This is a genomic window from Phycicoccus sp. Soil803 (assembly GCF_001429685.1).
Taxonomy (GTDB): domain Bacteria; phylum Actinomycetota; class Actinomycetes; order Actinomycetales; family Dermatophilaceae; genus Pedococcus.
Map to the genome: position 1 here is coordinate 2,281,150 of NZ_LMST01000001.1, position 23,274 is coordinate 2,304,423.

21 protein-coding genes are annotated in these 23,274 nt (G+C 71.6%); 10 read left to right on the forward strand and 11 right to left on the reverse strand.

Going from position 1 to position 23,274, the window contains the following annotated elements:
• Positions 1-6: 6 nt before the first annotated feature.
• The 6 genes from ASG95_RS10375 (at position 7) to ASG95_RS10400 (ending at position 5,187) form a co-directional block, all read left to right on the forward strand.
• Positions 7-1,179: a nucleotide sugar dehydrogenase gene (locus ASG95_RS10375; protein ID WP_057377409.1), complete on the forward strand. Its 1,173-nt coding sequence runs from the start codon at positions 7-9 to the stop codon at positions 1,177-1,179.
• 142 nt (positions 1,180-1,321) lie between these two features.
• The gene (gene gap / locus ASG95_RS10380) at positions 1,322-2,326 is read left to right on the forward strand and encodes a type I glyceraldehyde-3-phosphate dehydrogenase (RefSeq protein ID WP_057377410.1); all 1,005 of its coding nucleotides are present in this window, start codon (positions 1,322-1,324) and stop codon (positions 2,324-2,326) included.
• A gap of 20 nt (positions 2,327-2,346) precedes the next feature.
• Positions 2,347-3,555, forward strand: coding sequence for a phosphoglycerate kinase (pgk, locus tag ASG95_RS10385; protein ID WP_057377411.1), 1,209 nt, complete (start codon positions 2,347-2,349; stop codon positions 3,553-3,555).
• 91 nt (positions 3,556-3,646) lie between these two features.
• Entirely contained in the window at positions 3,647-4,453 is an 807-nt protein-coding gene (tpiA, locus tag ASG95_RS10390; RefSeq protein ID WP_057377412.1) for a triose-phosphate isomerase, read from the forward strand.
• Positions 4,454-4,527: 74 nt separating this feature from the next.
• Positions 4,528-4,773, forward strand: a complete 246-nt coding sequence (gene secG, locus ASG95_RS10395) for a preprotein translocase subunit SecG (protein ID WP_056921105.1) — start codon at positions 4,528-4,530, stop codon at positions 4,771-4,773.
• 63 nt (positions 4,774-4,836) lie between these two features.
• On the forward strand, positions 4,837-5,187 hold the full coding sequence (locus ASG95_RS10400) for an RNA polymerase-binding protein RbpA (protein WP_082592485.1): 351 nt from the start codon (positions 4,837-4,839) through the stop codon (positions 5,185-5,187).
• Between the two features lie 62 nt (positions 5,188-5,249).
• Here ASG95_RS10400 and pgl read toward each other — a convergent pair whose 3' ends face one another.
• From pgl to tkt, 6 genes are read right to left on the reverse strand one after another with little or no spacing between them, the layout of a single operon-like run.
• The gene (gene pgl / locus ASG95_RS10405) at positions 5,250-5,984 is read right to left on the reverse strand and encodes a 6-phosphogluconolactonase (RefSeq protein WP_057377413.1); all 735 of its coding nucleotides are present in this window, start codon (positions 5,982-5,984) and stop codon (positions 5,250-5,252) included.
• On the reverse strand, positions 5,981-7,159 hold the full coding sequence (gene opcA / locus ASG95_RS10410; RefSeq protein WP_056921102.1) for a glucose-6-phosphate dehydrogenase assembly protein OpcA: 1,179 nt from the start codon (positions 7,157-7,159) through the stop codon (positions 5,981-5,983). Before opcA ends, pgl begins: the two co-directional genes overlap by 4 nt.
• A 55-nt stretch (positions 7,160-7,214) precedes the next feature.
• Positions 7,215-8,759: a glucose-6-phosphate dehydrogenase gene (zwf, locus tag ASG95_RS10415; protein WP_056921101.1), complete on the reverse strand. Its 1,545-nt coding sequence runs from the start codon at positions 8,757-8,759 to the stop codon at positions 7,215-7,217.
• Positions 8,756-10,432 carry a glucose-6-phosphate isomerase gene (locus ASG95_RS10420; RefSeq protein WP_057377414.1) on the reverse strand — a complete coding sequence of 559 codons (1,677 nt, stop codon included), beginning with the start codon at positions 10,430-10,432 and terminating at the stop codon, positions 8,756-8,758. Before ASG95_RS10420 ends, zwf begins: the two co-directional genes overlap by 4 nt.
• Positions 10,429-11,568 (reverse strand): transaldolase, encoded by a 1,140-nt coding sequence (gene tal / locus ASG95_RS10425; RefSeq protein WP_057377415.1) that lies wholly within the window; start codon positions 11,566-11,568, stop codon positions 10,429-10,431. Before tal ends, ASG95_RS10420 begins: the two co-directional genes overlap by 4 nt.
• A 6-nt stretch (positions 11,569-11,574) precedes the next feature.
• Complete coding sequence (gene tkt / locus ASG95_RS10430; RefSeq protein WP_082592486.1) at positions 11,575-13,743, reverse strand: transketolase; 2,169 nt, start codon at positions 13,741-13,743, stop codon at positions 11,575-11,577.
• A 172-nt stretch (positions 13,744-13,915) separates the two neighbouring features.
• Here tkt and ASG95_RS10435 point away from each other — a divergent pair, with 172 nt between their 5' ends.
• Positions 13,916-14,866, forward strand: coding sequence for a heme o synthase (locus ASG95_RS10435; protein ID WP_057377416.1), 951 nt, complete (start codon positions 13,916-13,918; stop codon positions 14,864-14,866).
• Here ASG95_RS10435 and ASG95_RS10440 read toward each other — a convergent pair.
• From ASG95_RS10440 to ASG95_RS10460, 5 genes are all read right to left on the reverse strand, one after another.
• Positions 14,853-16,139, reverse strand: a complete 1,287-nt coding sequence (locus ASG95_RS10440) for an MFS transporter (protein ID WP_057377417.1) — start codon at positions 16,137-16,139, stop codon at positions 14,853-14,855. The genes ASG95_RS10435 and ASG95_RS10440 overlap by 14 nt on opposite strands.
• Positions 16,136-16,717, reverse strand: coding sequence for a helix-turn-helix transcriptional regulator (locus ASG95_RS10445; protein WP_057377418.1), 582 nt, complete (start codon positions 16,715-16,717; stop codon positions 16,136-16,138). Before ASG95_RS10445 ends, ASG95_RS10440 begins: the two co-directional genes overlap by 4 nt.
• Before the next feature lie 154 nt (positions 16,718-16,871).
• Positions 16,872-17,798, reverse strand: a complete 927-nt coding sequence (locus ASG95_RS10450; protein WP_082592487.1) for a heme A synthase — start codon at positions 17,796-17,798, stop codon at positions 16,872-16,874.
• A 235-nt stretch (positions 17,799-18,033) separates the two neighbouring features.
• Complete coding sequence (locus tag ASG95_RS10455) at positions 18,034-18,807, reverse strand: ABC transporter permease (protein WP_057377419.1); 774 nt, start codon at positions 18,805-18,807, stop codon at positions 18,034-18,036.
• A complete protein-coding gene (locus ASG95_RS10460; RefSeq protein ID WP_057377420.1) occupies positions 18,804-19,514 on the reverse strand; it encodes an ABC transporter ATP-binding protein in 711 nt (236 codons plus the stop codon). The genes ASG95_RS10455 and ASG95_RS10460 overlap by 4 nt, the downstream gene beginning before the upstream one ends.
• Positions 19,515-19,684: 170 nt before the next feature.
• On the opposite strand from ASG95_RS10460, the gene ASG95_RS10465 reads away from it, so the two are divergent.
• The 3 genes from ASG95_RS10465 (at position 19,685) to ASG95_RS10475 (ending at position 23,229) form a co-directional block, all read left to right on the forward strand.
• Positions 19,685-19,870 (forward strand): hypothetical protein, encoded by a 186-nt coding sequence (locus tag ASG95_RS10465; RefSeq protein WP_056921092.1) that lies wholly within the window; start codon positions 19,685-19,687, stop codon positions 19,868-19,870.
• Between the two features lie 109 nt (positions 19,871-19,979).
• Complete coding sequence (locus ASG95_RS10470) at positions 19,980-20,174, forward strand: hypothetical protein (RefSeq protein ID WP_057377421.1); 195 nt, start codon at positions 19,980-19,982, stop codon at positions 20,172-20,174.
• A 13-nt stretch (positions 20,175-20,187) separates the two neighbouring features.
• Positions 20,188-23,229: an AAA family ATPase gene (locus ASG95_RS10475; RefSeq protein WP_082592488.1), complete on the forward strand. Its 3,042-nt coding sequence runs from the start codon at positions 20,188-20,190 to the stop codon at positions 23,227-23,229.
• Positions 23,230-23,274: the final 45 nt, after the last annotated feature.

The following is a 23,274-nucleotide window of genomic DNA, read 5'->3' on the forward strand; positions in this document are numbered from 1 at the left end:
GCCAGCATGACGAGGATCGCCGTCGTCGGCACGGGGTACGTCGGACTGTCGATGGCCGTGCTGCTCTCACAGCACCATGACGTCGTCGCGTTCGACATCGACCGTGAGCGGGTCGCGGGACTCCGCGAGGGTCGCAGCCCCATCAAGGACGCCGAGATCGAGGACTTCCTCGCCCACCGCGAGCTGCGGCTCACCTTCACCGACGACTCCGACGAGGCCTACTCCGGCGCCGACTTCGTCGTCATCGCCACCCCGACGGACTACGACCCGGTGACCAACTACTTCAACACCTCGACCGTCGAGAAGGTCGCCGCCGACGTGGCCGCGGCCAACCCGGCTGCGGTGATGGTGGTCAAGTCGACCGTGCCGGTCGGTTTCACCCGGGGCCTGGCCCAGCGGCTGGGCACCGACCAGCTCATCTTCAGCCCGGAGTTCCTCCGCGAGGGACGGGCGCTCTGGGACAGCCTGCACCCTTCCCGGATCGTGGTCGGCGACCTGGGGGAGCGGGGGCGTGCCTTCGCCGACCTGCTCGTCGAGGGCTCGCTCGAGCCGGACGTGCCGGTGCTCCTCACCGACAGCACCGAGGCCGAGGCGGTCAAGCTGTTCGCCAACACCTACCTCGCCATGCGGGTGGCGTTCTTCAACGAGCTCGACACCTTCGCGCTGACCCACGACCTCGACCCGCGCCAGATCATCGAGGGCGTGGGCCTCGACCCGCGGATCGGGCCGGGCTACAACAACCCGTCGTTCGGCTACGGCGGCTACTGCCTGCCCAAGGACACCAAGCAGCTCCTGGCCAACTACCAGGACGTGCCGCAGTCGCTCATCGAGGCGATCGTCACGGCGAACACGACGCGCAAGGACTTCGTGGCGACCGACATCCTGCGCCGCAAGCCACAGGTCGTGGGCATCCACCGGTTGATCATGAAGTCCGGCTCCGACAACTTCCGGTCCAGCAGCGTCCAGGGGATCATGAAGCGGATCAAGGCCAAGGGTGTCCAGGTCGTCGTCTACGAACCCGCCCTGGCGGACGACACCTTCTTCGGCTCACGGGTGATCCGCGACCTCGACGAGTTCTCCGAGCTCTCCGACGTGATCGTGGCCAACCGGATGGTGGCCGAGCTCGAACCGGTGGCGGAGAAGGTCTACACGCGCGACCTCTTCGGCGGGGACTCCTGACCGGGTGGGAGCCACCGGGTTACCCGCCCGTACGCCGGACCGCCCTGCCTGAGGCCCCAACCCATCCAATAGGCTCACCGCTGAGCAACACCGTGCCGCGAGCACGCGGCATACCGTCCCCATCTCAGAAGGACTTGGCATCGTGACTGTTCGCGTAGGTATCAACGGCTTCGGCCGCATCGGCCGCAACTTCTTCCGCGCCATCGAGGCGTCGGGCGCCGACATCGAGGTCGTCGCCACCAACGACCTGATGGACAACAAGACGCTGGCCCACCTGCTGAAGTACGACTCCATCCTCGGCCGCTTCCCCGGTGAGGTGAGCTACGACGACACCTCGATCACCGCCGGTGGCAAGACCTTCAAGGTCTTCGAGGAGCGCGACCCCGCGAAGATCGACTGGGCGTCCGTCGGCGCCGACATCGTCGTGGAGTCGACCGGCTTCTTCACCGACGCGACCAAGGCCAGGGCGCACATCGACGGTGGGGCCAAGAAGGTCATCATCTCCGCGCCGGCGTCCAACGAGGACATCACCATCGTGATGGGTGTCAACGACGACGCCTATGACGCCGCGAAGCACACGATCATCTCCAACGCGTCCTGCACCACGAACTGCCTCGGCCCGATGGCCAAGGTCCTCAACGACGAGTTCGGCATCGTCAAGGGCCTGATGACGACCATCCACGCCTACACCCAGGACCAGAACCTCCAGGACGCCCCGCACAAGGACCTGCGTCGCGCCCGGGCCGCCGCCCTCAACATCGTGCCCACCTCCACCGGTGCGGCCAAGGCGATCGGCCTCGTGCTGCCCGAGCTCAAGGGCAAGCTCGACGGCTTCGCGCTGCGGGTCCCGATCGCCACCGGCTCGGCCACCGACCTCACCTTCGAGGCCGGCCGCGAGGTCACCGCCGAGGAGGTCAACGCCGCGGTCAAGGCTGCTGCCGAGGGCCCGCTCAAGGGCATCCTCGTCTACACCGAGGACGCCATCGTCTCCAAGGACATCGAGACCGACCCGGCCTCCTGCATCTTCGACGCCGGCCTGACCAAGGTGATCGGCAACCAGGTGAAGGTGATCGGCTGGTACGACAACGAGTGGGGCTACTCCAACCGCCTCGCCGACCTCGTCGTCCTCGTCGGCCAGACCCTCTGACCCGGTCCGGGCCACTCCTGATGCAGACCATCTCCGAGCTGGGCGACCTGCGTGGCAAGCGCGTCCTCGTCCGGTCCGACCTCAACGTGCCCCTCGACGGGAGCACGATCACCGATGACGGGCGGATCCGCGCGTCCGCGCCCACCATCGCGGCGCTGTCCGAGGCGGGGGCGCGCGTCGTCGTGTGCGCCCACCTCGGTCGCCCCAAGGGTGCACCCGAGGACAAGTACTCGTTGGCCCCGGTCGCGGCCCGGCTGGGCGAGCTGCTGGGCCGGGACGTCACCTTCGCCACCGACACGGTGGGGGAGAGCGCCCGGGCCGCGGTGGAGGCGGCGCAGGACGGCGACGTCGTGCTGCTCGAGAACCTGCGGTTCAACCCGGGAGAGACGGCCAAGACCGACGAGGAGCGGGCCGAGTTCGCCGCCCAGCTCGCCGGTCTGGCGGACGTGTTCGTGACCGACGGGTTCGGGGTGGTGCACCGCAAGCAGGCCAGCGTCTACGACGTCGCCAGGCTGCTGCCGTCCGCCGTCGGCGGGCTGGTCGAGACCGAGGTCGGCGTGCTCAAGCGCCTCACCGAGGACCCCGAGCGCCCGTACGCCGTGGTGCTCGGCGGTGCGAAGGTCTCCGACAAGCTCGGCGTGATCGACAACCTGCTCCAGACCGCCGACCGCCTGCTGATCGGCGGCGGCATGGTCTTCACCTTCCTCGCCGCCAAGGACTACGAGGTGGGCTCGAGCCTGCTCGAGGCCGACCAGGTCGAGCAGGTCAAGGGCTACCTCGCCCAGGCCGAGGAGCGGGGCGTCGAGATCGTCCTGCCCGTCGACATCGTCGCGGCCACGGCGTTCTCGGCCGACGCGGACCACGAGGTCGTGCCGGCTGGCGCGATCCCGGCCGACCGGATGGGGCTCGACATCGGTCCCGAGTCCGGCGTGCTGTTCGCCGAGAAGCTCAAGGACTGCAAGACCGTGTTCTGGAACGGCCCGATGGGGGCGTTCGAGATGGCCCCGTATGCCGCGGGCACGGCTGCCGTCGCCGAGGCCCTGGTGGAGGTCACCGAGAAGGGGGCGCTCACCGTGATCGGTGGCGGCGACTCCGCGGCAGCGGTCCGCCAGCTGGGGTTCGCCGACGACCAGTTCGGTCACATCTCCACCGGTGGCGGCGCGAGCCTGGAGTACCTCGAGGGCAAGCAGCTCCCGGGCCTGACCGTGCTCGACGAGCCGAGCGCCTGAAACCACTGGCGACAACCGACTCGACCAACTCCCGTTCGGTGGGCCGGGCGCACTGCCCGGCCCACCGGCATACCCCCAAGGACGACACCTGATGGCAGCCAAGACCTCCGGCCGCACGCCCCTCATGGCGGGCAACTGGAAGATGAACCTCGACCACCTGCAGGCCACCCACCTGGTCCAGAAGCTCGACTGGACCCTGCGCGACGGACGCCACGACTTCGGCGCGGTCGAGGTGGCGGTGCTGCCGCCGTTCACCGACCTGCGCTCGGTGCAGACCCTCATCGACGGCGACCGGCTCGACCTGCGGCACGGCGCCCAGGACCTTTCGGCCCACGACAGCGGCGCCTACACCGGTGAGATCTCGGGTGCCTTCCTCGCCAAGCTCGGCTGCACCTACGTGCTGGCCGGCCACAGCGAGCGGCGCGAATACCACCAGGAGACCGATGCGGTCGTGAACTCCAAAGTGAAGGCGGCGTTCCGGCACGGCCTGACCCCGATCTTCTGCGTGGGAGAGCACCTGGAGGTGCGCCAGGCCGGCACCCACCTCGACCACGTGCTCACGCAGCTCGAGGCCGGGCTGGTCGACGTCACCGCCGCACAGGCCGCCACGATCGTCATCGCGTACGAGCCGGTCTGGGCCATCGGCACCGGCGAGGTCGCCACCCCGCAGGACGCCCAGGAGGTCTGCGCCGCCATCCGCACCAAGCTGGCCGAGCTCTACTCCGGTGACCTGGCCGACGGCGTGCGGGTGCTCTACGGCGGGTCGGTCAAGGCCGGCAACGTGGCGGCGATCATGGCGCAGGAGGACGTCGACGGCGCCCTCGTCGGTGGCGCGTCGATCGACCCGGCGGAGTTCGCCTCGATCTGCCGCTACCGGGACCACCTGGCGACCTCCTGAGCATCGAACAGGTATCCTGACCCCTGCTGCGTTTTTCGCAGCGACAACTGACGTCGACTCGAGATGGGTGCTCCGTGGAAGCCGTACGCATTGGCCTGCAGGTCCTGCTGGTCATCGGTGGTCTGTTCCTGACGCTGCTGGTCCTGCTCCACAAGGGCAAGGGCGGCGGCCTGTCCGACATGTTCGGTGGCGGCATGTCCACCTCGCTGGGCTCGTCGTCGGTCGCAGAGCGCAACCTCGACCGGTTCACCGTCGCGGTGGGCATCATCTGGTTCGCGTGCATCGTGGGGATCGGTCTGATCGACCGGTTCTCCAGCTGACGCACCCAGCACGACGACCGCACCCAACCCTCACTTCCCTGACCAGATAAGGACCATTCGCACATGGCAGGTGGCAACGCAATCCGAGGTAGCCGAGTCGGCGCAGGCCCGATGGGCGAGGCCGAGCGCGGTGAGGCGGCCCCCCGGGTGTTCATCTCGTACTGGTGCGCCAACGGCCACCAGACGCGCCCCTCGTTCGCCGAGGAGCCCGGTCTGGCCGTCCCCGAGACCTGGGACTGCCCCCGCTGCGGGTTCCCCGCCGGGCAGGACGAGGCCAACCCGCCGGCCCCGCCGAAGGTGGAGCCCTACAAGACCCACCTGGCCTACGTGAAGGAGCGTCGCTCCGACGCCGACGGCAAGGCCATCCTCGACGAGGCCCTGGCCACCCTGCGCGAGCGCAAGCTCATCCAGTAGCGGCAGCCACAACCCGGCACGACACGAAGCCCCGCGCGGCAACACGTGCGCCGTGCGTTGGGTCAGCTCGTCAGGTCGGTCGCGGAGTCCGCGTCGACGAGCCAGATCGTCTCGCGGATGCCGCGGACCTGCGCCGCGCTGGACAGCTCCGGCCCGGCGCCCTCCACACCGTTGCGGACGGCTTCGGCCTTGTCCGCGCCGGCGACCAGGAACCAGACCCGGTCGGAGCGGCTGAGGCACTCGAAGGTGAGTGACACGCGGTCCGGCGGAGGCTTGGGGGAGTCGTGCACGGCCACGGCGATCGCGTCGGTCGTCAGCTGCGCCGGGTGTCCCGGGAAGAGTGACGCGACGTGGCCGTCGGGACCGACGCCCAGGATCATGATGTCGAACTCGCCCCCGCCGCTGGCACGGACCGCCGCCGAGTAGAGCTCGGCGCTGTCCTCTGCCGAGGCGCTGGTGTCGGGGCCGGCGACCCGGTGCACGTTGGCCTGGTCGAGCCCCAGGCGGTCGAGCCCGGCGGCGTCGTTCTGGGTGTCGTTGCGGTCGGCGTCGCCGGCCGGGAGGTAGCGCTCGTCGCCCCACCACAGCGAGACCTTCGACCAGTCGACGGCGGTGTGGGCCGGCACCTCGAGGATCGAGGCGATGATCGCCGAGCCGAGCGAGCCACCCGTCAGCGACACGTGCGGTGCCCGTCCCGCGGCCTGCAGGTCGAGCAGAGCCGTCACCAGCCGGGCGGCGCCGCCGTCAGCCACGGACTGCTTGTCGGGGTGCACCACGACGACCGGGGCGGCGCTCATGCCTTGCCACCCTTCGGCGCCCGCTTCGTGGCCGCCTTGGCCTTCGCCGTGGTGCCCGTGGCCTTGGTCTTGGCCAGCTTGCGGGCCGCGGCCTTCTTGACGACCGCGGTGTCGGCCTTCGGTGTCGGTGCCGGCACCTGCACCATCTCGGCACTGCTGGCCTTCGACGCGCTCCGGGCGAGCCGGCGGGAGGCGCGCTCGGCCTCCTTGACCGACGGGGCCTCGCCCTCGCGGACGGCCTCGCTGGCGGTCACCGTCTTGGTGCCCACCTTCGCCAGCCCGCTGCGGATGGTCTCCTCGTAGATCTCGTCGGGGTCGAGCCGGCGCAGCTCGTCGGCCAGGCACTCGGCCGTCGCACGGCGGGCCAGGGAGATCCGGCGGACCGGCTGTCCGGGCTGGCTGAGCGTCGCGATCGAGCCGTCCGGGCGGACCAGGTCGATGGCACCGCTGCGGCGTTCCAGCCGCACGCTGACCATGCCGGTCCCGGTGCGGGACCGGGCGCGGCGCACCGGGCACCGCAGGGTCAGGGCGAGCCAGGCTGCCAGCAGGTCGGTGGACGGGGAGTCCGAGCCGCCCGTGACGGTCGCCTCGATGACCGGCTCGAAGGGCGGCTGGTCGAGGGCGGCGGCGAGCAGCCCTCGCCACAGGGTGACCCGCGTCCAGGCCAGGTCCGTGTCACCACGGGTGTAGGCCTCGGCGCGCGACTTGAGCGTGGCCCGCGGGCTCTTGGACTCGGCGGCATCGGTGATCCGCCGCTGGGCCATCGAGCCGATCGGGTCCTGAGCGACGTGCACCGGGGCGTCGGTGGGCCACCACGCGACGACGGGGGAGTCGGGCAGGAGGAGCGGGATGACGACGCTGCGCCCGTGGTCGGTCAGCGCGCCGTAGAGCCGCAGCACGACCACCTCGCTGGCTCCGGCGTCGCCGCCGACCCGGATCTGCGCGTCGATCCGCGACTGGCCGCGCTTGTTGCCGATGACGACGGCGATGATGCGGCAGGGGTGCTGACGGCTCGCGTCGTTGGCCGCCTGGATCGCCTCCTCCGCGTCCTGCTCGTCGACGACGATCAGCAGGGTGAGGACCCGGCCGAGGGCCATCGCCCCGGTGTCCTGGCGGAGCGCGACCAGCTTCTTGCTGATCGCCACGGTCGAGGTGCTGGGCAGGTCGACGATCACCGGGGTCCCCGATCAGTATCGGAGCGACGAAGGAGCGCAGAACTTCGTGGGGTGCTCATGGCATCCTCCAGACGCGGCCGTCACGGCGCATCATCTCGTCGGCCCCGGCCGGTCCCCAGCCGCCGGCGACATAGGGCTCTAGCTTGGCACGCGACTTGGACCAGTAGTCCTCGACCGGGTCGAGGATCTCCCAGGAGAGCTCGACCTCCTCGTGCCGCGGGAACAGCGGCGGGTCACCCAGCAGCACGTCGAGGATGAGCCGCTCGTAGGCCTCGGGGCTCGACTCGGTGAACGCCCGGCCGTAGCCGAAGTCCATCGTCACGTCGCGCACCTCCATCTGGGCACCCGGCACCTTGGCTCCGAACCGCATGGTGATGCCCTCGTCGGGCTGTACCCGGATGACGATGGCGTTCTGTCCGAGCTCCTCGGTGGCGGTGTCGTTGAACGGCAGGTGGGGCGCCTTCTTGAAGACCACGGCGATCTCGGTGACCCGCTTGCCCAGACGCTTGCCGGTGCGCAGGTAGAAGGGGACGCCGGCCCAGCGGCGCGAGTCGATCTCGAGCTTCATCGCGGCATACGTCTCGGTGCGCGAGCCCTTGGCCACGCCGTCCTCGTCGAGGTATCCGCCGACCTGCTCGCCGCCCTGCCAGCCGGCGGCGTACTGCCCGCGGGCCGTGGACTTGCCAAGGTCCTTGGGGTGCCGGACCGCCGAGAGCACCTTCTCCTTCTCGGCGCGCAGGTGCTCGGCCGCGAACGAGACCGGCTCCTCCATCGCGGTGAGGGCGAGGAGCTGGAGCAGGTGGTTCTGGATGACGTCGCGAGCCGCCCCGATGCCGTCGTAGTAGCCGGCGCGCCCGCCGATGCCGATGTCCTCGGCCATGGTGATCTGCACGTGGTCGACGTAGTTGGCGTTCCAGACCGGCTCGAACATCTGGTTGGCGAAGCGCAGGGCCAACAGGTTCTGGACGGTCTCCTTGCCGAGGTAGTGGTCGATGCGGAAGACGGCGTCGGCCGGGAAGACCCCCTCGACGATGTCGTTGAGCTCGCGGGCGCTCTTGAGGTCGTGCCCGAACGGCTTCTCGATGACGACCCGGCGCCACGCGTTGTCGTCGGGCTTGCTCAGCCCGGAGCGCTCGAGCTGCTCGCAGACCACCGAGAAGGAGGACGGCGGGATCGACAGGTAGAAGGCGAGGTTGCCGCCGGTACCGCGCTCGGTCTCGAGGTTCTTGACCGTCTCGGCGAGCAGGTCGAAGGACGTCGGGTCGTCGAACGTGCCCGGCACGAACCGGAAGCCCTCCGCCAGGTTGCGCCAGACGCTCTCCCGGAACGGCGTGCGGGCGTACTGCTTGACCGCGTCGTAGACGATCTTGCCGAAGTCCTGGTCGGCCCAGTCGCGGCGGGCGAAACCCACCAGTGAGAAGCCCGGTGGGAGGAGCCCACGGTTGGCCAGGTCGTAGATCGCAGGCATCAGCTTCTTGCGCGCGAGGTCGCCGGTGACCCCGAACAGGACCAGGCCGCAGGGGCCGGCGATCCGGGGGAGCCGCTTGTCGCGAGGGTCGCGAAGTGGGTTGCTGTCCTGCGTCACCCGCGTCGGACTCATGCGTCGCCTTCCGTGGGGGACAGGTCGGTCAGCGCCCGGGTGACCTGCGCCAGCCCGGCGTCGTGGTCGGCCAGGTGCAGCTGCAGCACCGGACGCTGGTGCTCGGCCAGCACCTGCGCGTCACCCGCGGCCTGCGAGGCGATGAAGTCACCGAAGGTGAACTCGCGACCGGGGATCGCGAGGTCCTCGTGGGGCGCCGTCGTGATCTGCAGGTAGACGCCGGTGGCCGGGCCACCCTTGTGGAACTGACCGGTCGAGTGCAGGAACCGCGGCCCCCAGCCGAAGGTGGTGGGTCGTTCGGTATGCCGCGCCAGCCCGGGCCGCACGTCGGCCAGGGCCGCGTCGGTGATCCGGTCGAGGTAGGCCATCACGGACACGTAGCCACGCGCTGGGTCGAGCTGGGCGAACAGGGCGGCCAGCGCGTCCGAGACGGTGCAGGCGTCGCCGAGCCAGTCGCCACCCAGGGAGCGGATCTCGACCGCCCCGTCCGTGGCGGCGGGTGCCTCGGAATCGCCGATTCCCTTGTCCAGCAACGCCCGAGCGGCCTTCTTGGCGCTCTCGACGTCAGGCTGGTCGAACGGGTTGATGTCGAGGAGGCGACCCGCCGCGGCGGTGGCCACCTCCCAGAGGAGCAGCTGGGCGCCGAGGGTGCCACTGACGGCCACCTCGGAGCGGCTGCCGTCGGCCTGGCCGTCGGGGCCGGAGCCGAGGGCGTCGAGGTCGACGTCGTCGTCGGAGTCGCCAACGAGCCGGGCGACGGTGACGTCGGCGGCCGGCCACCGGACCTCGGGGTCGGAGTCGCCGCCGACGACCACCGGCAGGACGCCGGTGCCCTGCTTGCCGGTGCTCTCGGCGATGAGCTGCTCGGCCCAGTCGGCGAACCCGACGATGCCGGACCCGTCGTCGACGATGACGAACTTGTCCCGCAGCGGGTCGGTGCCCGCCATGGCCGCGCCGAGGCGCAGACCCGGGTTGCCGTCGTCGTCGGCGCTCAGCACGTCGGCCACGGCCTCGGCGTCGTCGAGCAGCGCCTCGATGTCGGCGCCGGCCAGACCCGAGGGCACCAGCCCGAAGGCGGTCAGGGCCGAGTAGCGACCGCCGACGTTCGGGTCGGCGTTGATGACGCGGTAGCCGCCTGCGCGGGACTCCTCGTCGAGCGGGCTGCCCGGGTCGGTGACGATGACGATCCTGGCCGTGGGGTCGATGCCGGCCTCGGAGAAGGCGGCCTGGAAGGCGCGCCGCTGTGAGTCGGTCTCCACCGTGGAGCCGGACTTGCTCGAGACGACGACCACGGTGCGGTCGAGGTCGGTGATGGCAGCGCGCACCATGTCGGGCTGCGAGGAGTCGAGCACGACCAGGTCGACCCCAGCGGTGCCGCAGATGACCTCCGGCGCCAGTGACGAGCCACCCATGCCGCAGAGCACGACCCGGTCGACGCCCTCATCCTTGAGCTGCTCGCGCAGCGCCGCGATCTCCCCGAGGAGCGGTCGCGACGAGCGCGGCAGGTTGACCCAGGACAGCCGGATGGCCGACTCGGACTCGGCGTCCGGACCCCACAGCGTGGCGTCCTGGGCGAAGAGCTTGCTGGCGAACTGCGACTCGACGAGGTCGGGCACCTTGGTGGCGATGGCATCGGCTGCCGCGCCGGATGCCACCACGCCGAGAGAGCTCACTTGTCGCCAGCCTCGGCCACGTCGGCGCGGGCCAGGTCGAGGTCGTGCTGCGCCTCGTCGAGGAGCTCGCCCCAGGCGGCCTCGAACTTCTCGACGCCCTCGCGCTCGAGCAGCGCCGTGACGTCGGCGTACGAGATGCCGAGGCCCTCGAGCGCGTCGAGCACGCCACCGGCCTCCTCGTAGGTGCCGGCGATGGTGTCACCGGTGACCTCGCCGTGGTCGGCGACGGCGTCGAGCGTCTTCTCCGGCATCGTGTTGACGGTGTTCGGGGCGACCAGCTCGGTGACGTAGAGCGTGTCGGAGTAGTTCGGGTCCTTGACGCCGGTCGAGGCCCACAGCGGACGCTGTGCGTTGGCGCCGTCGTCCTCGAGGTTCTTCCAGCGCGGGGTCGCGAAGACCTCCTCGTAGGCCTGGTAGGCCAGCCGGGCGTTGGCCACGGCTGCCTTGCCCTTGAGGGCCTTCGCCTCGTCGGTGCCGATGGCGTCGAGCCGCTTGTCGATCTCGGTGTCGACGCGCGAGACGAAGAACGACGCGACCGAGTGGATCTTGGACAGGTCCTCGCCCTTCTCCCGAGCCTGCTCCAGACCGGTGAGGAACGCGTTCATCACGCCGCGGTAGCGGTCGAGGGAGAAGATCAGCGTGACGTTGACGCTGATGCCCTCGGCCAGCACCTGCGAGATGGCGGGGAGCCCCTCGACGGTGGCCGGGATCTTGATGAGGACGTTGTCGCGGTCGACGGCGGCGGCGAGCTCCTTGGCCTGCTCGACCGTCTTGCCGGTCTCGTGGGCGAGCCGGGGGTCGACCTCGATGGAGACGCGGCCGTCGACGCCGTTGGTGGCGTCGAACACCGGCTTGAGGATGTCGCACGCGTTGCGGACGTCCTCGGTCGTGAGGCCGAAGACCGTCTCGTCGACGCTCTTGCCGTCGGCGGCGAACCTGCGCAGGTCGGCGTCGTAGCGCTCGCCCTTCGCCAGCGCGGCCTGGAAGATCGACGGGTTGGTGGTCACGCCCACGACACCCTTGGTGTCGATGAGCTCCTGCAGGTTGCCGGTCTCGATGCGCTCACGCGACAGGTCGTCCAGCCAGACGGAGACGCCGTTGTCGGCGAGTGCCTTGAGGGCTGCATTGTCAGTCATGGCAGTTCACTTTCCCTTGACGGTCTTGAGGGACTTCTTGGCCGCGGCCACGACGGCCGCTGCGGTGAAACCGAACTCGCGGAAGAGCGTGGCGGCGTCGGCCGACGCGCCGAAGTGGTCGATCGCGATGATCTCGCCGGCGTCGCCGACGATGTCGCGCCAGCCCTGGGGCACCCCGGCCTCGACCGAGACGCGGGCCTTGACGGCCGCCGGCAGGACCTTCTCGCGGTAGGCCGGGGTCTGCTCCTCGAACCACTCGCGGCACGGCATCGAGACGACCCGGGTCGCGACACCCGACTTCTCGAGCGTCTCGCGGGCCGCGACGGCGAGCTGCACCTCGGAGCCGGTGGCCACGAGGATCACGTCGGGGGTCGCCTTGCTGGAGTCGTAGAGGACGTAGGCGCCCTTGGCGACCCCGCTGACCTTGCCCGCCCCGTCGGCGCCGGAGCGGTCGACGATGGGCAGGTTCTGGCGGCTGAGGGCCAGACCTGCCGGACGGCGGTTGCGCAGGATGGCCAGCCAGGCCGCGCCGGTCTCGTTGGCGTCGGCCGGTCGCACCACGTCGAACGACGGGATCGCCCGGAGCGCGGCGAGGTGCTCGATCGGCTGGTGGGTGGGCCCGTCCTCGCCGAGCCCGATGGAGTCGTGCGTCCACACGAAGGTCACCGGTGCCTGCTGGATGGCGGCGAGGCGCACGGCGGGACGCATGTAGTCGGAGAACACGAGGAACGTGCCACCGTAGGGACGGGTCAGTCCTTCGAGGGCGATGCCGTTGAGGATCAGGCCCATCCCGAACTCGCGGATGCCGAAGTGGAGGGTGCGGCCGTAGGGGCCGCCCGACCACTCACGGGTCTGCTTGGACTTCGGGATGAAGGAGGGCTGGCCCTCCATGGTGGTGTTGTTGGACTCGGCGAGGTCGGCCGAGCCGCCCCACAGCTCCGGGGCGATGTCGGCGAGGGCGCCGAGGACCTTGCCCGAGGCCGCACGGGTCGCGATGCCCTTGGCATCGGCCGCGAAGGTCGGGACGGCCTTGTCGAGGCCGTCGGGCAGCTTGCCGGCGAGGAGGCGGTCGAGCAGGGCGGCGCGCTCGGGCTGGGCCCGGCGCCACGCGGCATACGTCTTGTCCCACGACTTGTGGGCCGCCTTGCCGCGCGCCACGACCTTGCGGGTGTGGCTCAGCAGCGGCCGCGGGACCTCGAAGGACTTCTTCGGGTCGAAGCCGAGGAGCTCCTTGGTCGCGGCGATCTCGGCGTCACCGAGGGCCGAGCCGTGCGACTTGCCGGTGTCCTGCTTGGTGGGGGCCGGCCACGCGATGATGGTGCGGAGCACGACGAAGGTGGGCTTGCGCGAGGTGCGGCTCTTCTCGAGCGCGGCCAGCAGCTGGTCGACGTTCTCGACGTAGCCACCGCTCGTGCCGTCGCCGCGCCAGTCGATCGTGACGACGTTCCAGCCGTAGGCCTCGTAGCGCTTGCCCACGTCCTCGGAGAACGAGATCTCGGTCTTGTCCTCGATCGAGATGGTGTTCTGGTCGTAGATGACGGTGAGGTTGCCGAGCTCCTGGTGACCGGCCAGGGCGGAGGCCTCGTGCGAGACGCCCTCCATGATGTCGCCGTCCGATGCGAGCACCCAGACGTGGTGGTCGAAGGGGCTGGTACCCGGCTTCGCGTCGGGGTCGAAGAGACCGCGCTGGCGCCGCTGGGCCATCGCCATGCCGACCGCGGAGGCCAGGCCGGAGCCGAGCGGACCCGTGGTGATCTCGACACCGTTGGTGTGGTGGACCTCGGGGTGGCCCGGGGTGAGCGATCCCCACGTGCGCAGCGCCTTGAGGTCGTCGAGCTCGAGGCCGTAGCCCGACAGGTAGAGCTGGATGTACTGGGTGAGGCTGGAGTGGCCGCAGGACAGCACGAACCGGTCGCGCCCCAGCCAGTGGGAGTCGGACGGGTCGTGGCGCATCACGTTCTGGTAGAGCAGGTATGCCGCGGGAGCCAGGCTCATGGCCGTGCCGGGGTGGCCGTTGCCGACCTTCTGCACGGCGTCGGCGGCGAGCACCCGGACGGTGTCCACGGCACGGACGTCCAGGTCGGTCCAGCCGGCCTTGCGCGCCACCGGCGGCCGCAGCGAGCTGCTGCGTTTCCGCGCTGGCGTTGACTTGGCGGAGCGGGTCGAGGTGGGCACGGATGGGTCTCCTCACACTGAGCTGAACAGGCGTCGCACGGCAACGATCCGAGACTAGTCCCGAGGGTGACCCGCGTCGCATCCAGTCCCGTCCACCAGACAGGTGACGGGCGGGGATAGACTGGCCGCTGCTCCAAGCCCGCCCGCCCCTGCACCACCCGTGAAGGACGCCGTGACCGCACTCGATCCGTCTGCCCGGATCTCCGCGTCCCCGTCTGCCGGGAGCCGAAGCAAGGCCGCGGCATACCTCGCGCTCACCAAGCCGCGGATCATCGAGCTGCTGCTCGTGACGACGATCCCGGTGATGTTCTTGGCGCACAAGGGGATTCCTTCGCTCTGGCTGATCGTCGCGACTCTGGTCGGCGGCGCGTTGAGCGCCGGCGCGGCCAACACGTTCAACTGTGTCTACGACCGTGACATCGACGCGGAGATGCACCGCACGAGCAACCGGCCGATGGTCACCGGCGAGATCACCCCGCGCGAGGGCCTCGTGTTCGGGGTCGTCCTCACCGTCGCCTCGACGGTGTGGTTCGCGGTGTTCACCAACTGGCTCTCGGCGGCCCTCTCGCTGGGTGCGATCGTCATGTACGCCGTGGGCTACACGATGATCCTCAAGCGCCGCACCGCGCAGAACATCGTCTGGGGTGGCGCGGCCGGGTGCATGCCGGTCCTCATCGGCTGGTCCGCGGTCGCGAACTCCCTGTCGTGGTCGGCGGTGATGCTCTTCCTCGTCATCTTCTTCTGGACGCCCCCGCACTACTGGCCGCTGTCGATGAAGTTCAAGGACGACTACGCCGCGGCCCACGTGCCGATGCTGCCGGTCGTCGAGGAGTTCGTCGTCGTCGCCCGGCAGATCGTGGCCTACTCGTGGGCGATGGTCGTCGTGTCGCTGGCACTGGTCTGGGTCAACCCGATGGGCTGGATCTACCTGGGCACCGCCGTCGTCACCGGCGTGCTGTTCCTCGCCGAGGCGCACCGCCTCCACCGGGCTGCGAAGAACGGTGCCGCACCCAAGGTGCTCAGGCCGATGCGGCTGTTCCACTTCTCGATCACCTACGTCGGGATCCTGTTCCTGGGCGTCGCGATCGACCCGCTGGTCCACCTGCCCGTCATCTCGCGCTGACCCCGGCGTCGGCACCCACCGGCATCTCCCGCAGTCCACGCAGCGGGCTCCAGTACATGGACAGGCACGCGACCACGTGGATCGCCGCCATCACCGCGATGGTGGGTCGCAGCCCGAGGGTGCTGCCCATCGCGCCGGCCACGAGGCCGGCCAGCGGCATGGTCCCGTAGTTGATGACCTGGACCGTGGTGACCTGCCTGGCCACCATGTGCTCGGGGACGTAGCGGTTGCGCCAGGCGCCGCGCACGACGTTGCCGGCGACGACGCCGGTGCCGACGAGGAGCATGCCGGCCACCATGGCGACCAGGCCGGCGCCCGGTGCGCCGAGTGGCACCAACAGGGCCGGCGGGCCGGCCAGGACCTGGAGGGCCAGCAGGGCGCGCGCCGAGCCGAGCCGGCGCGAGACGCGGGTCGCGATGGTCGCCCCGATGACACCGCCGAGCGAGCCGACGGCCATCACCAGCCCGACCGCTCCGGAGCCCAGGTGCACCTCGCGGACGAGGAACAGGACGAGGAGGGCGGCGTACCCGGTGAGTCCGAAGTTGCTCAGGCCGCCCATCACCGTGAAGAAGCGCAGGATGCGGTCGTGGCGGATGTAGTCGATGCCCTCACGGATGCGCTGGCCCAGTGAGGCGACCTCGCCGCCGTCCGTCGGGTGCGGATCGGCAGCCGGGAGCTTGAGCCGCCACAGGCAGACCGCCGACACGAGGAAGCTGACCGCGTCGACGAGCAGCCCTCCGGCGGTGGAGATCGCCTGGGCGAGCAGGCCCCCGACGCCCGGGCCGGCCACCTGCATGGCCGACTCGGTGCCGAACAGCCGCGCGAACGCCTGCTCCTGCTGCTCGCGCGGCGCCACCTGACGCACGAGGGCGGGGTAGGCCGCGCGGAAGAACACGGTGCACACGCCGTTGCAGAACGCGGCGACGGCGAGGTGGGGGAGCGTGAGGACGTCGAGCAGCCACGCAACCGGCACGCTGGCGAGGGTGAGCGCGGCGACGAGGTCGCTGGCGATCATGACCCTGCGGGCGGGGAGGCGGTCGACCCAGGCGCCGGCCGGCAGCCCGATGAGCAGCCACGGCACCCAGGCCGCGGCCGTGAGGGCGCCCATCCACCCGGCGCCGGCGTCGAAGCCGACGACGGCGAGCAGCGGGAGCAGCACCGACGTGGTGGCGTTGCCGAGGACGCTGACGCCCTCGCCGAACCAGAGCAGGGCGAAGTTCCGGTTGCGGGCCAGTGGGGGAGGCGGGGCAACCGGTGCGGTGTGGGTCGTCATGGCTGGGCCGGGAACCCTCGCGCGAAGACGTACACGGACTCGCGTTCGACGCCGTCGTCGGGCACCGGTCGGCTCGACCAGCGCAGGAGCACGTCGACGATCTCGTTCGCCACGTCGGTGAGCTCGTCCGGCGACAGCCGCATCCAGTTCTGGGTGGCGAACGCGGCGGCGTCCCACTCGGGTGCGGACGACGCGTTCGCGTTCCACTCCTGGGTGCGCTCGAACTGCCGCTGCAGCCCCAGGGCCTCCGCGGCATACGCGGCCGTCACCGCGGCCGTGTCGTCGGCGAAGTCGGCACGCGACCACCTGGTGCCGGCGTCGACCAGGCGCCACCACCGCTCACGGCGGTCCTTGGCGAGCTCGGGCGCCTCCTCGACCAGGCCGGCCTCGTGCAGCACCTTGAGGTGGTGGCTCGCACTTCCCACCGCCTGGCCGGTGCGGGTGGCCAGGGCCGAGGCGGTCGACGGACCGTCGACCTTCAGGGCGTCCATCATCCGCGAGCGGAACGGGTTCGCCATGGCCGACAGGGCCTTGGCGTCGGTGACCGTCCTGATTCCGGGTCTGTCTGCAGGCTTCATACCCACAAGACTAGTTGCACAACCACAATTGCACAAGAGTCCTTGTGGAATTGGTGATGCGGAAACGGGCAGTTGGCCGGTTTCCCGGCCTGAGGGCGAGGTATGCCGCGTGAAAGCGGGCAGTTGGCCGGTTTCCCCGGGCGGCAGGCGAGCCTCAGCTGGCGGAGCGGAGGCGCAGCATGGCGCGGGTCAGTGCCACGACGAGGAGGGTCGCGAGGAACATGTGCACCAGCACGACCACCCACGGCAGCCCGGTGACGTACTGGGTGTAGCCCACGACGCCCTGCGCGAGGGTCACCACGAACACGGCCGCCCAGGCCCGGCCGGGCAGGGTGGCCTCGGTGGTGATCCGGCTGGCGACCCAGACGGCGACCACGAGGCCGACGAACAACATCACCGCGTCGGCGTGCAGCCACGAGATGGTGCGCGGGTCGAAGCCGAACCGGGCCGGCTCGTCGGCGTCGCCCGAGTGCGGTCCGGAGCCGGTCACGACGGTGCCGAGCAGCAGCACGACGGCCGCCACCGCGCAGGTGGCCCAGCCGAGCCGTTCGACCAGGGGGTGCACCACGAGCCGCCGTGGACCGACCGGCTCCTGCGCCCGGAAGACGAGGTAGGCCGCGGTCGAGACGAGGCACATCGACACCAGGAAATGCGCGGCGACGGTGACCGGGTTGAGCCCCGTGCGGACCGTGATGCCCCCGAGGACGGCCTGGACGCCCACCCCGACGAGCACGCCGACGGCGGGGACGAGCAGGTCGCGACGACCGGCGGCCCAGCGCCACACGGCATACACGGTCGCGATCGCGGCGATGCTCACCACGCTGGTGAGGGTGCGGTTGCCGAACTCGATGTAGCGGTGCCAGCCCTCGGCCTGGTGGGGGACCGGCGTGTAGGAGCCGGGCACGCACTCCGGCCAGCTGGGGCACCCGAGTCCGCTGCCGGTCAGCCTGACGAGGCCGCCGGTGACGACGATGAGCACCTCGACGACGAGGTTCGCCAGCAGGATCCTCAGGAGCCAGGCGGCGCCGGTGGTGGGCTCTGCGACGGCCGGGGCTGACGTCGGGACGGGTGCTGCGGTCACGGCACGAGGGTACGGCTCAGGGTGGACCCTGACGCGGTTGGGGGAGTCCCCTCATGGTGCGCGGGCCGGCTCGCTGGCTGACTGGACCCATGGTGACGAACACGTGGCGGGCGGGGGTCGCGGTCGGCTACGCGGCGTTGTTCGCGGTGGCTGCCCTGACGGCTCGCCCCGGCTGGCTCGTGACCGGCCTCGCTGTCGCGGCCAGCGCCTGCTGGGCCAGTGCCCGCGAGCCGGGTCAGTCGCTCCAGCGGAAGAACCGGCGGGCCGCGAGCGTGGCCACCAGTGCCCAGCCGGTCAGGACGAGCCACGCCCCGGGCGCGGCCTGGCCGTCGACCAGGGCCGCGCGCAGGCTGTCACCGAGCGCCGCCGACGGCAGCACCCTGAGCACCGCCGCGAACCCGTCGGGCAGCTCGGTGCCGGCGACGACGACCCCACCCAGGCCCAGCAGGGCGACCCAGACCAGGTTGGCGACGGCGAGCACGCCCTCGGCGCGCAGGGTGCCGCCGAGCAGCAGGGCCAGGGCCGTGAACGCCCACGTCCCGAGGGCGAGGGCGACGACCGCAGCCGGTATGCCGCGCAGCATCGGCTCCCAGCCGAGCGTCCCCCCGAGGGCGCCGATCAGCGCGACCTGCACGGCGATCACGGCCAGCACCGCCACCGCCTTGGCGAGCACCAGCCCGGTGCGCCCCAGCGGCGTGACGCCGAGCAGTCGCAGGACGCCGTAGCGGCGGTCGAAGCCGGTCGAGATGGCCTGGCCGGTGAAGGCCGAGGAGATGACGCACAGGGCGAGGACCCCCGGCACGGCGAGGTCGACCCGGCGCCCGTCGCCCAGCGAGATCGACTCAGCGTGCACCAGGGCCACCAGCACCGCGGCGGGGAGGAGGACGGCGACCAGGAGCTGCTCGCCGTTGCGCAGCAGGGTCGTCGCCTCGAAGCGGGCCTGGGCCAGCACCCGCGCGGCGGCAGACGCGGGGCCGGTCGAGGTCACGGCGGGGTCGACGGTCGTCATGCGACCGACCTGCCGGTGAGCGCGAAGTAGCGGTCCTCGAGCCGGTCGCCCTCGGTGACGTCGGCGAGCGACCCCTCGGCGACGACCGCCCCACCCGCGACGACGACGATGTGGTCGGCCAGCCGCTCGGCCTCCTCGAAGGAGTGCGTGGTCAGCACGACCGCGACCCCGTCGTCCGCCAGCGACCGCACCAGCTCCCAGACGTCGAGCCGGGCGTGGGGGTCGAGGCCGGCACTGGGCTCGTCGAGGAAGGCCACCTCGGGGCGACCGACCAACGCGGCCGCGAGCGCCACCCGCTGCCGCTGCCCCCCGGACAGCCGACGCACCGTCGTGTCGGCGAACCGGTCGATCCCGAGCCGCTGGACGATCGGGTCGAGCGGCGCGGGGGCGGCATACATCGCGCTCAGGTGGCGCAGCAGCCGGAGGGGCCGCGCGGACGCGGGCAGGCCACCGTCCTGGAGCATCACGCCGACCCTGGCCCGGTGCTCGGGTGACGCGTTCCAGGGGTCGGTGCCGAGGACGCGCACCTGGCCACCGTCGGGGCGTCGCAGGCCCTCGCAGCACTCGACCATCGTCGTCTTGCCGGCGCCGTTGGGTCCGAGCACGGCCGTGACGGCTCCGGCTGAGGCCTGCCAGGTGGCGCCGTCGAGGGCCACCACACCGCCGTAGCGCTTGGCGAGACCGGAGACGTGGACGGCGGGTGGCACGCACTGAGTGTAGGTCGCGGCGCCCCGTGCACCGGTCGCGGGCCCGGGGGCCTCAGACGCCCCGACCGCGCGGCAGTCATGGGCGACTTCCCCATGCCGGGGGGTACCTCAGGAGCGAACTGTGGAGTCATCCGCACGACCCGACCAGTACCACCCGAAGGAGCAGAGCAATGAGCCTCACCGCACACCCCTACGTCGTCCTCGCCGAGCAGCAGTGGAAGCAGGAGAGCCTCTCCGGCGCGAACCTCGCCGCACAGCGGTCCAGCCGGCGTCGCCGGGCCCGTCGTCCCCGCACCGACTGGCACCTGCCCCGGCCGCTGGGAGCGCTGACCCGGCACACGCCGCGTCCCGTCTAAGGCCCCCTGGAGGGCGGCCGGACAGAGATAAGGCACTCGCCCCATGTGGGCGCCCACCTCAGGGCATCAGGTTTGAGACATCACGAGAGACCACCAGAAGGAGCACACCATGAGCATCAACGCAGACCCGCTGTTCGTCGCCGCCGAGGTCCAGTGGCGCACCGAGAACCTCTCGGCCGGACTGGCCCACGCCTCGTCGGGCCGGCACCACGGTCACGCAATCCGCGCCGCGATCCAGCGGGTACGCCACCCGCACGGACCCGGCCGGCACGCCGCCCGTCAGCCCGCGGCTCGCGTCGCCTGAGCCGGCCGCCGCGATGGCGACCGCGCTCCACACCCCGATGGCGACCGCGCTCCACACCCCGATGGCGACCGCGCTCCACACCGAAACCCACGACACCGTGTCGGACGACTCCGACATAATCGGTGCCGTGGGTTTCGAGCGTTCGGCAGCCGGGTTGTTCGTCGGACGTGACGACGAGGCGGCCCAGCTCGCCCGGCTGCTGGGCATCTCCGACCCCGACGGCACCGGCCTGGTGCTGCTGTCCGGAGACGCCGGCATCGGCAAGACCCGCATCCTGGCCGAGGTCGCCGGACGAGCCCGCGAGGCCGGCTGGGCGGTCCTGACCGGGCACTGCCTGGGCGAGGCCGGTCAGGCGCTGCCCTACCTCCCGTTCATCGAGGTCCTCGGCCGGCTCGAGAACACCTCGCCCGACCTGCTCGACCGGGTCCTGTCGGCCCACCCCGGACTCACCCGGCTGGTCCCGTCGCGCCGGCACGAGCCGAACCCCGACGACCCCGCCGACGAGGTGGTCGACCGCGGTGACCTCGTCGAGGCGGTCCACGCGGCCCTCGACGACCTCGCCAGCGACGCACCGCTCCTGCTCGTGGTCGAGGACGTGCACTGGGCCGACCAGTCCTCCCGTGACCTGCTCACCCTGCTCTTCACCCGCGGCTTCTCGCGCCGCGTCAGCATCGTCGCCTCCTACCGCAGTGACGACCTCCACCGGCGCCACCCGCTCCGCACCACGCTGGCCCACTGGGCCCGGCTCGGTAACGTCGAGCGCCTCGACCTGCCGCCCCTGCCCGACCGTGCCGTGCGCGAGCTGGTCCGCGGCCTGCAGTCCCAGCCCCTGCCCGAGACCCAGGTGCGCGAGGTGGTCGCCCGGGCCGAGGGCAACGCGTTCTTCGCCGAGGAGCTCGTCGCCGCGACGGCCCTGGGCGGCTCCGGGCTGGCCGAAGACCTCTCGCGGCTGCTCCTGGTGCGCTTCGACCAGCTCGACACCGCCGGGCAGCACGTGGTCAGGGTGGCCTCCGCGGCGGGGCGCCATGTCTCCCACCGGCTGCTGGCCGCGGTCGCCGGGCTCGGCGAGGCCGAGCTCGACGCCGGGCTGCGCGACGCCGTCGAGCACCACGTCCTCGTGCCCACCGACAGCGGTGGCTACGCCTTCCGCCACGCGCTGCTCGGCGAGACGGTCTACGACGACCTCCTGCCGGGAGAGCGGGTCAGGGCGCACGAGCGGTATGCCGCGGCGCTGGCCGACGACCGCACGCTCGGCACCTGGGCCGAGCTGGCCCGACACGCCACGGCAGCCGGGCTCCGCGAGCAGGCCCGCGAGGCCAGCGTCCAGGCCGGCGAGTCCGCGATGCGGATGGCCGGTCCGGAGGAGGGCTTCCGCCACTTCAAGAACGCCCTGGCCCTGATGTCCGAGACCGACGCCGACGTCGACGCCGTCACCCTGCGGGCCGCCGCTGCGGCCACTGCCGTCGGCCAGACGCTCAAGGCGCTCGAGCTGCTCGAGGACCGGCTCGCGCGTCGCACGCCCGGCTCCGACCCGGCCGGTCGGGCCGAGCTGCTGGCAGCGCTGGCCACCACCGCCCGCATCACCGAGAGCACCCTCGACACCCTGGCCGCCACCAAGGAGGGGCTCGGACTGCTCGACACCGTCGACCTCGACAACCCGCAGACCCGGGCCCGGCTGCTCGCCGCCAAGGTCCAGGCGCTGGCCGACCGGGGTCGCGACGGCGAGGCCCTCGCCGCGGTGGAGGAGTCCGTCGAGGCGGCCCTGGCCGCCGGGCTGCGCGACGTGGCCGACGAGGTGCGCGTCGTCGAGGCCCGCATCCTCGAGCGCGCCGGCGATCCCGAGACCTCGCGCCGCCGCCTCGAGCGGATCATCGCCGACTCCAGGGCACCGGGTGACCCGGCCGAGGTCCGGGCCTACCACCACCTCGGGTGGCTGCACCACCGCGCGGGACGGCTCGACGAGGCCGTCGACGTCTACCGACGCGGGGTCGAGCGAGCCAGGGGAGCCGGACGCCCGTGGGCGCCCTACGCGTTCGACGGCCGGCTGCTGGCCGGCATCGCCGCCTACGAGCGGGGTCGCTGGCCCGAGGCGCTCGACATCCTCGACGTGTCCCACGAGGTGCCGCCCGAGCCGGCCCGCTCGCTCCTGCTCGGGGCCCGGATGTACATCGCAGCCGCCCAGGGCGACTACTCGGCCGTGTCCGGCTACGAGGTGTCCCGCCCCTGGTGGGAGAGCGAAGGACTCGTCCCGCTGCTCACCGGCAGCGCCGCCATCGACCTGCACGGCCACGCCGACGACCTCGACCAGGCCATCGCCGTCCACGACGAGGTCGTCGAGGTGCTGAACCGGGTCTGGTACCCGTTGTTCCAGGGTCAGCTGCGGCTCGACGCGCTCCTGCTCGGTCAGCTCGGCAGCCACATCCAGCGGGTGCCGAGCTCCGAGCGGCCGGCCCTGCTGGCCCGGGGAGTCGAGCTGGCCGAGTCGGCCACCCAGGTCTGGGACCGCGCCACCGCGCGGCCGGGCAACGACGGCCCCGAGTCGACGGCCTGGCTCGCCCGCGCCGCCGCGGAGTCGCTGCGCCTGCAGTGGCTCGGCGGGGCCGACGTGGACCCGGCTCGGCTCGTCGCCGCCTGGCAGGCCGCGGTCGACGCGTTCGAGGCCTACGGGCACCCCTACGAGACGGCCCGGTCGAGGGCGCGGCTCGGCGCCTTCCTCAAGTCGGTCGGCGACCCGCGCGGGTCCGAGGAGCTCACCGCCGCACTCGAGGTCGCCCAGCGACTCGGGGCCGACCCGCTCCGGGCCGAGATCCGGCAGGGCGGGGGAGCGCGGGCCACCTCGAAGGCGGCCTCCCGGCAGGGCGAGTCCTTGACCGCGCGGGAGGCGGAGATCCTCGCGCTGGTCGCGCTGGGCCGCAGCAACCGCCAGATCGGCACCCAGCTGTTCATCAGCGCCAAGACCGCGAGCGTCCACGTCTCCAACATCATCGCCAAGCTCGGGGTCACCGGGCGCGGCGAGGCGGTGGCGGTGGCCCGCGACCGCGGACTGCTCGACTGACCCGATCCGCGGGGGCGCTGGAGGTTAGGTAGACCTTGCTAGGCA

Excerpts from the sequence above, each read along its gene's own strand:
- pgk (WP_057377411.1), top strand. The coding sequence starts at position 2,347 with ATGCAGACCATCTCCGAGCTGGGCGACCTGCGTGGCAAGCGCGTCCTC.
- ASG95_RS10465 (WP_056921092.1), top strand. The coding sequence starts at position 19,685 with ATGAGCCTCACCGCACACCCCTACGTCGTCCTCGCCGAGCAGCAGTGG.
- zwf (WP_056921101.1), bottom strand. The coding sequence starts at position 8,759 with ATGAGTCCGACGCGGGTGACGCAGGACAGCAACCCACTTCGCGACCCT.
- pgl (WP_057377413.1), bottom strand. The coding sequence starts at position 5,984 with ATGAGCGCCGCCCCGGTCGTCGTGGTGCACCCCGACAAGCAGTCCGTG.
- ASG95_RS10475 (WP_082592488.1), top strand. The coding sequence starts at position 20,188 with ATGGCGACCGCGCTCCACACCCCGATGGCGACCGCGCTCCACACCCCG.
- ASG95_RS10440 (WP_057377417.1), bottom strand. The coding sequence starts at position 16,139 with ATGACGACCCACACCGCACCGGTTGCCCCGCCTCCCCCACTGGCCCGC.
- tpiA (WP_057377412.1), top strand. The coding sequence starts at position 3,647 with ATGGCAGCCAAGACCTCCGGCCGCACGCCCCTCATGGCGGGCAACTGG.
- ASG95_RS10445 (WP_057377418.1), bottom strand. The coding sequence starts at position 16,717 with ATGAAGCCTGCAGACAGACCCGGAATCAGGACGGTCACCGACGCCAAG.
- ASG95_RS10375 (WP_057377409.1), top strand. The coding sequence starts at position 7 with ATGACGAGGATCGCCGTCGTCGGCACGGGGTACGTCGGACTGTCGATG.
- tal (WP_057377415.1), bottom strand. The coding sequence starts at position 11,568 with ATGACTGACAATGCAGCCCTCAAGGCACTCGCCGACAACGGCGTCTCC.
- ASG95_RS10400 (WP_082592485.1), top strand. The coding sequence starts at position 4,837 with ATGGCAGGTGGCAACGCAATCCGAGGTAGCCGAGTCGGCGCAGGCCCG.
- ASG95_RS10455 (WP_057377419.1), bottom strand. The coding sequence starts at position 18,807 with ATGACGACCGTCGACCCCGCCGTGACCTCGACCGGCCCCGCGTCTGCC.
- ASG95_RS10470 (WP_057377421.1), top strand. The coding sequence starts at position 19,980 with ATGAGCATCAACGCAGACCCGCTGTTCGTCGCCGCCGAGGTCCAGTGG.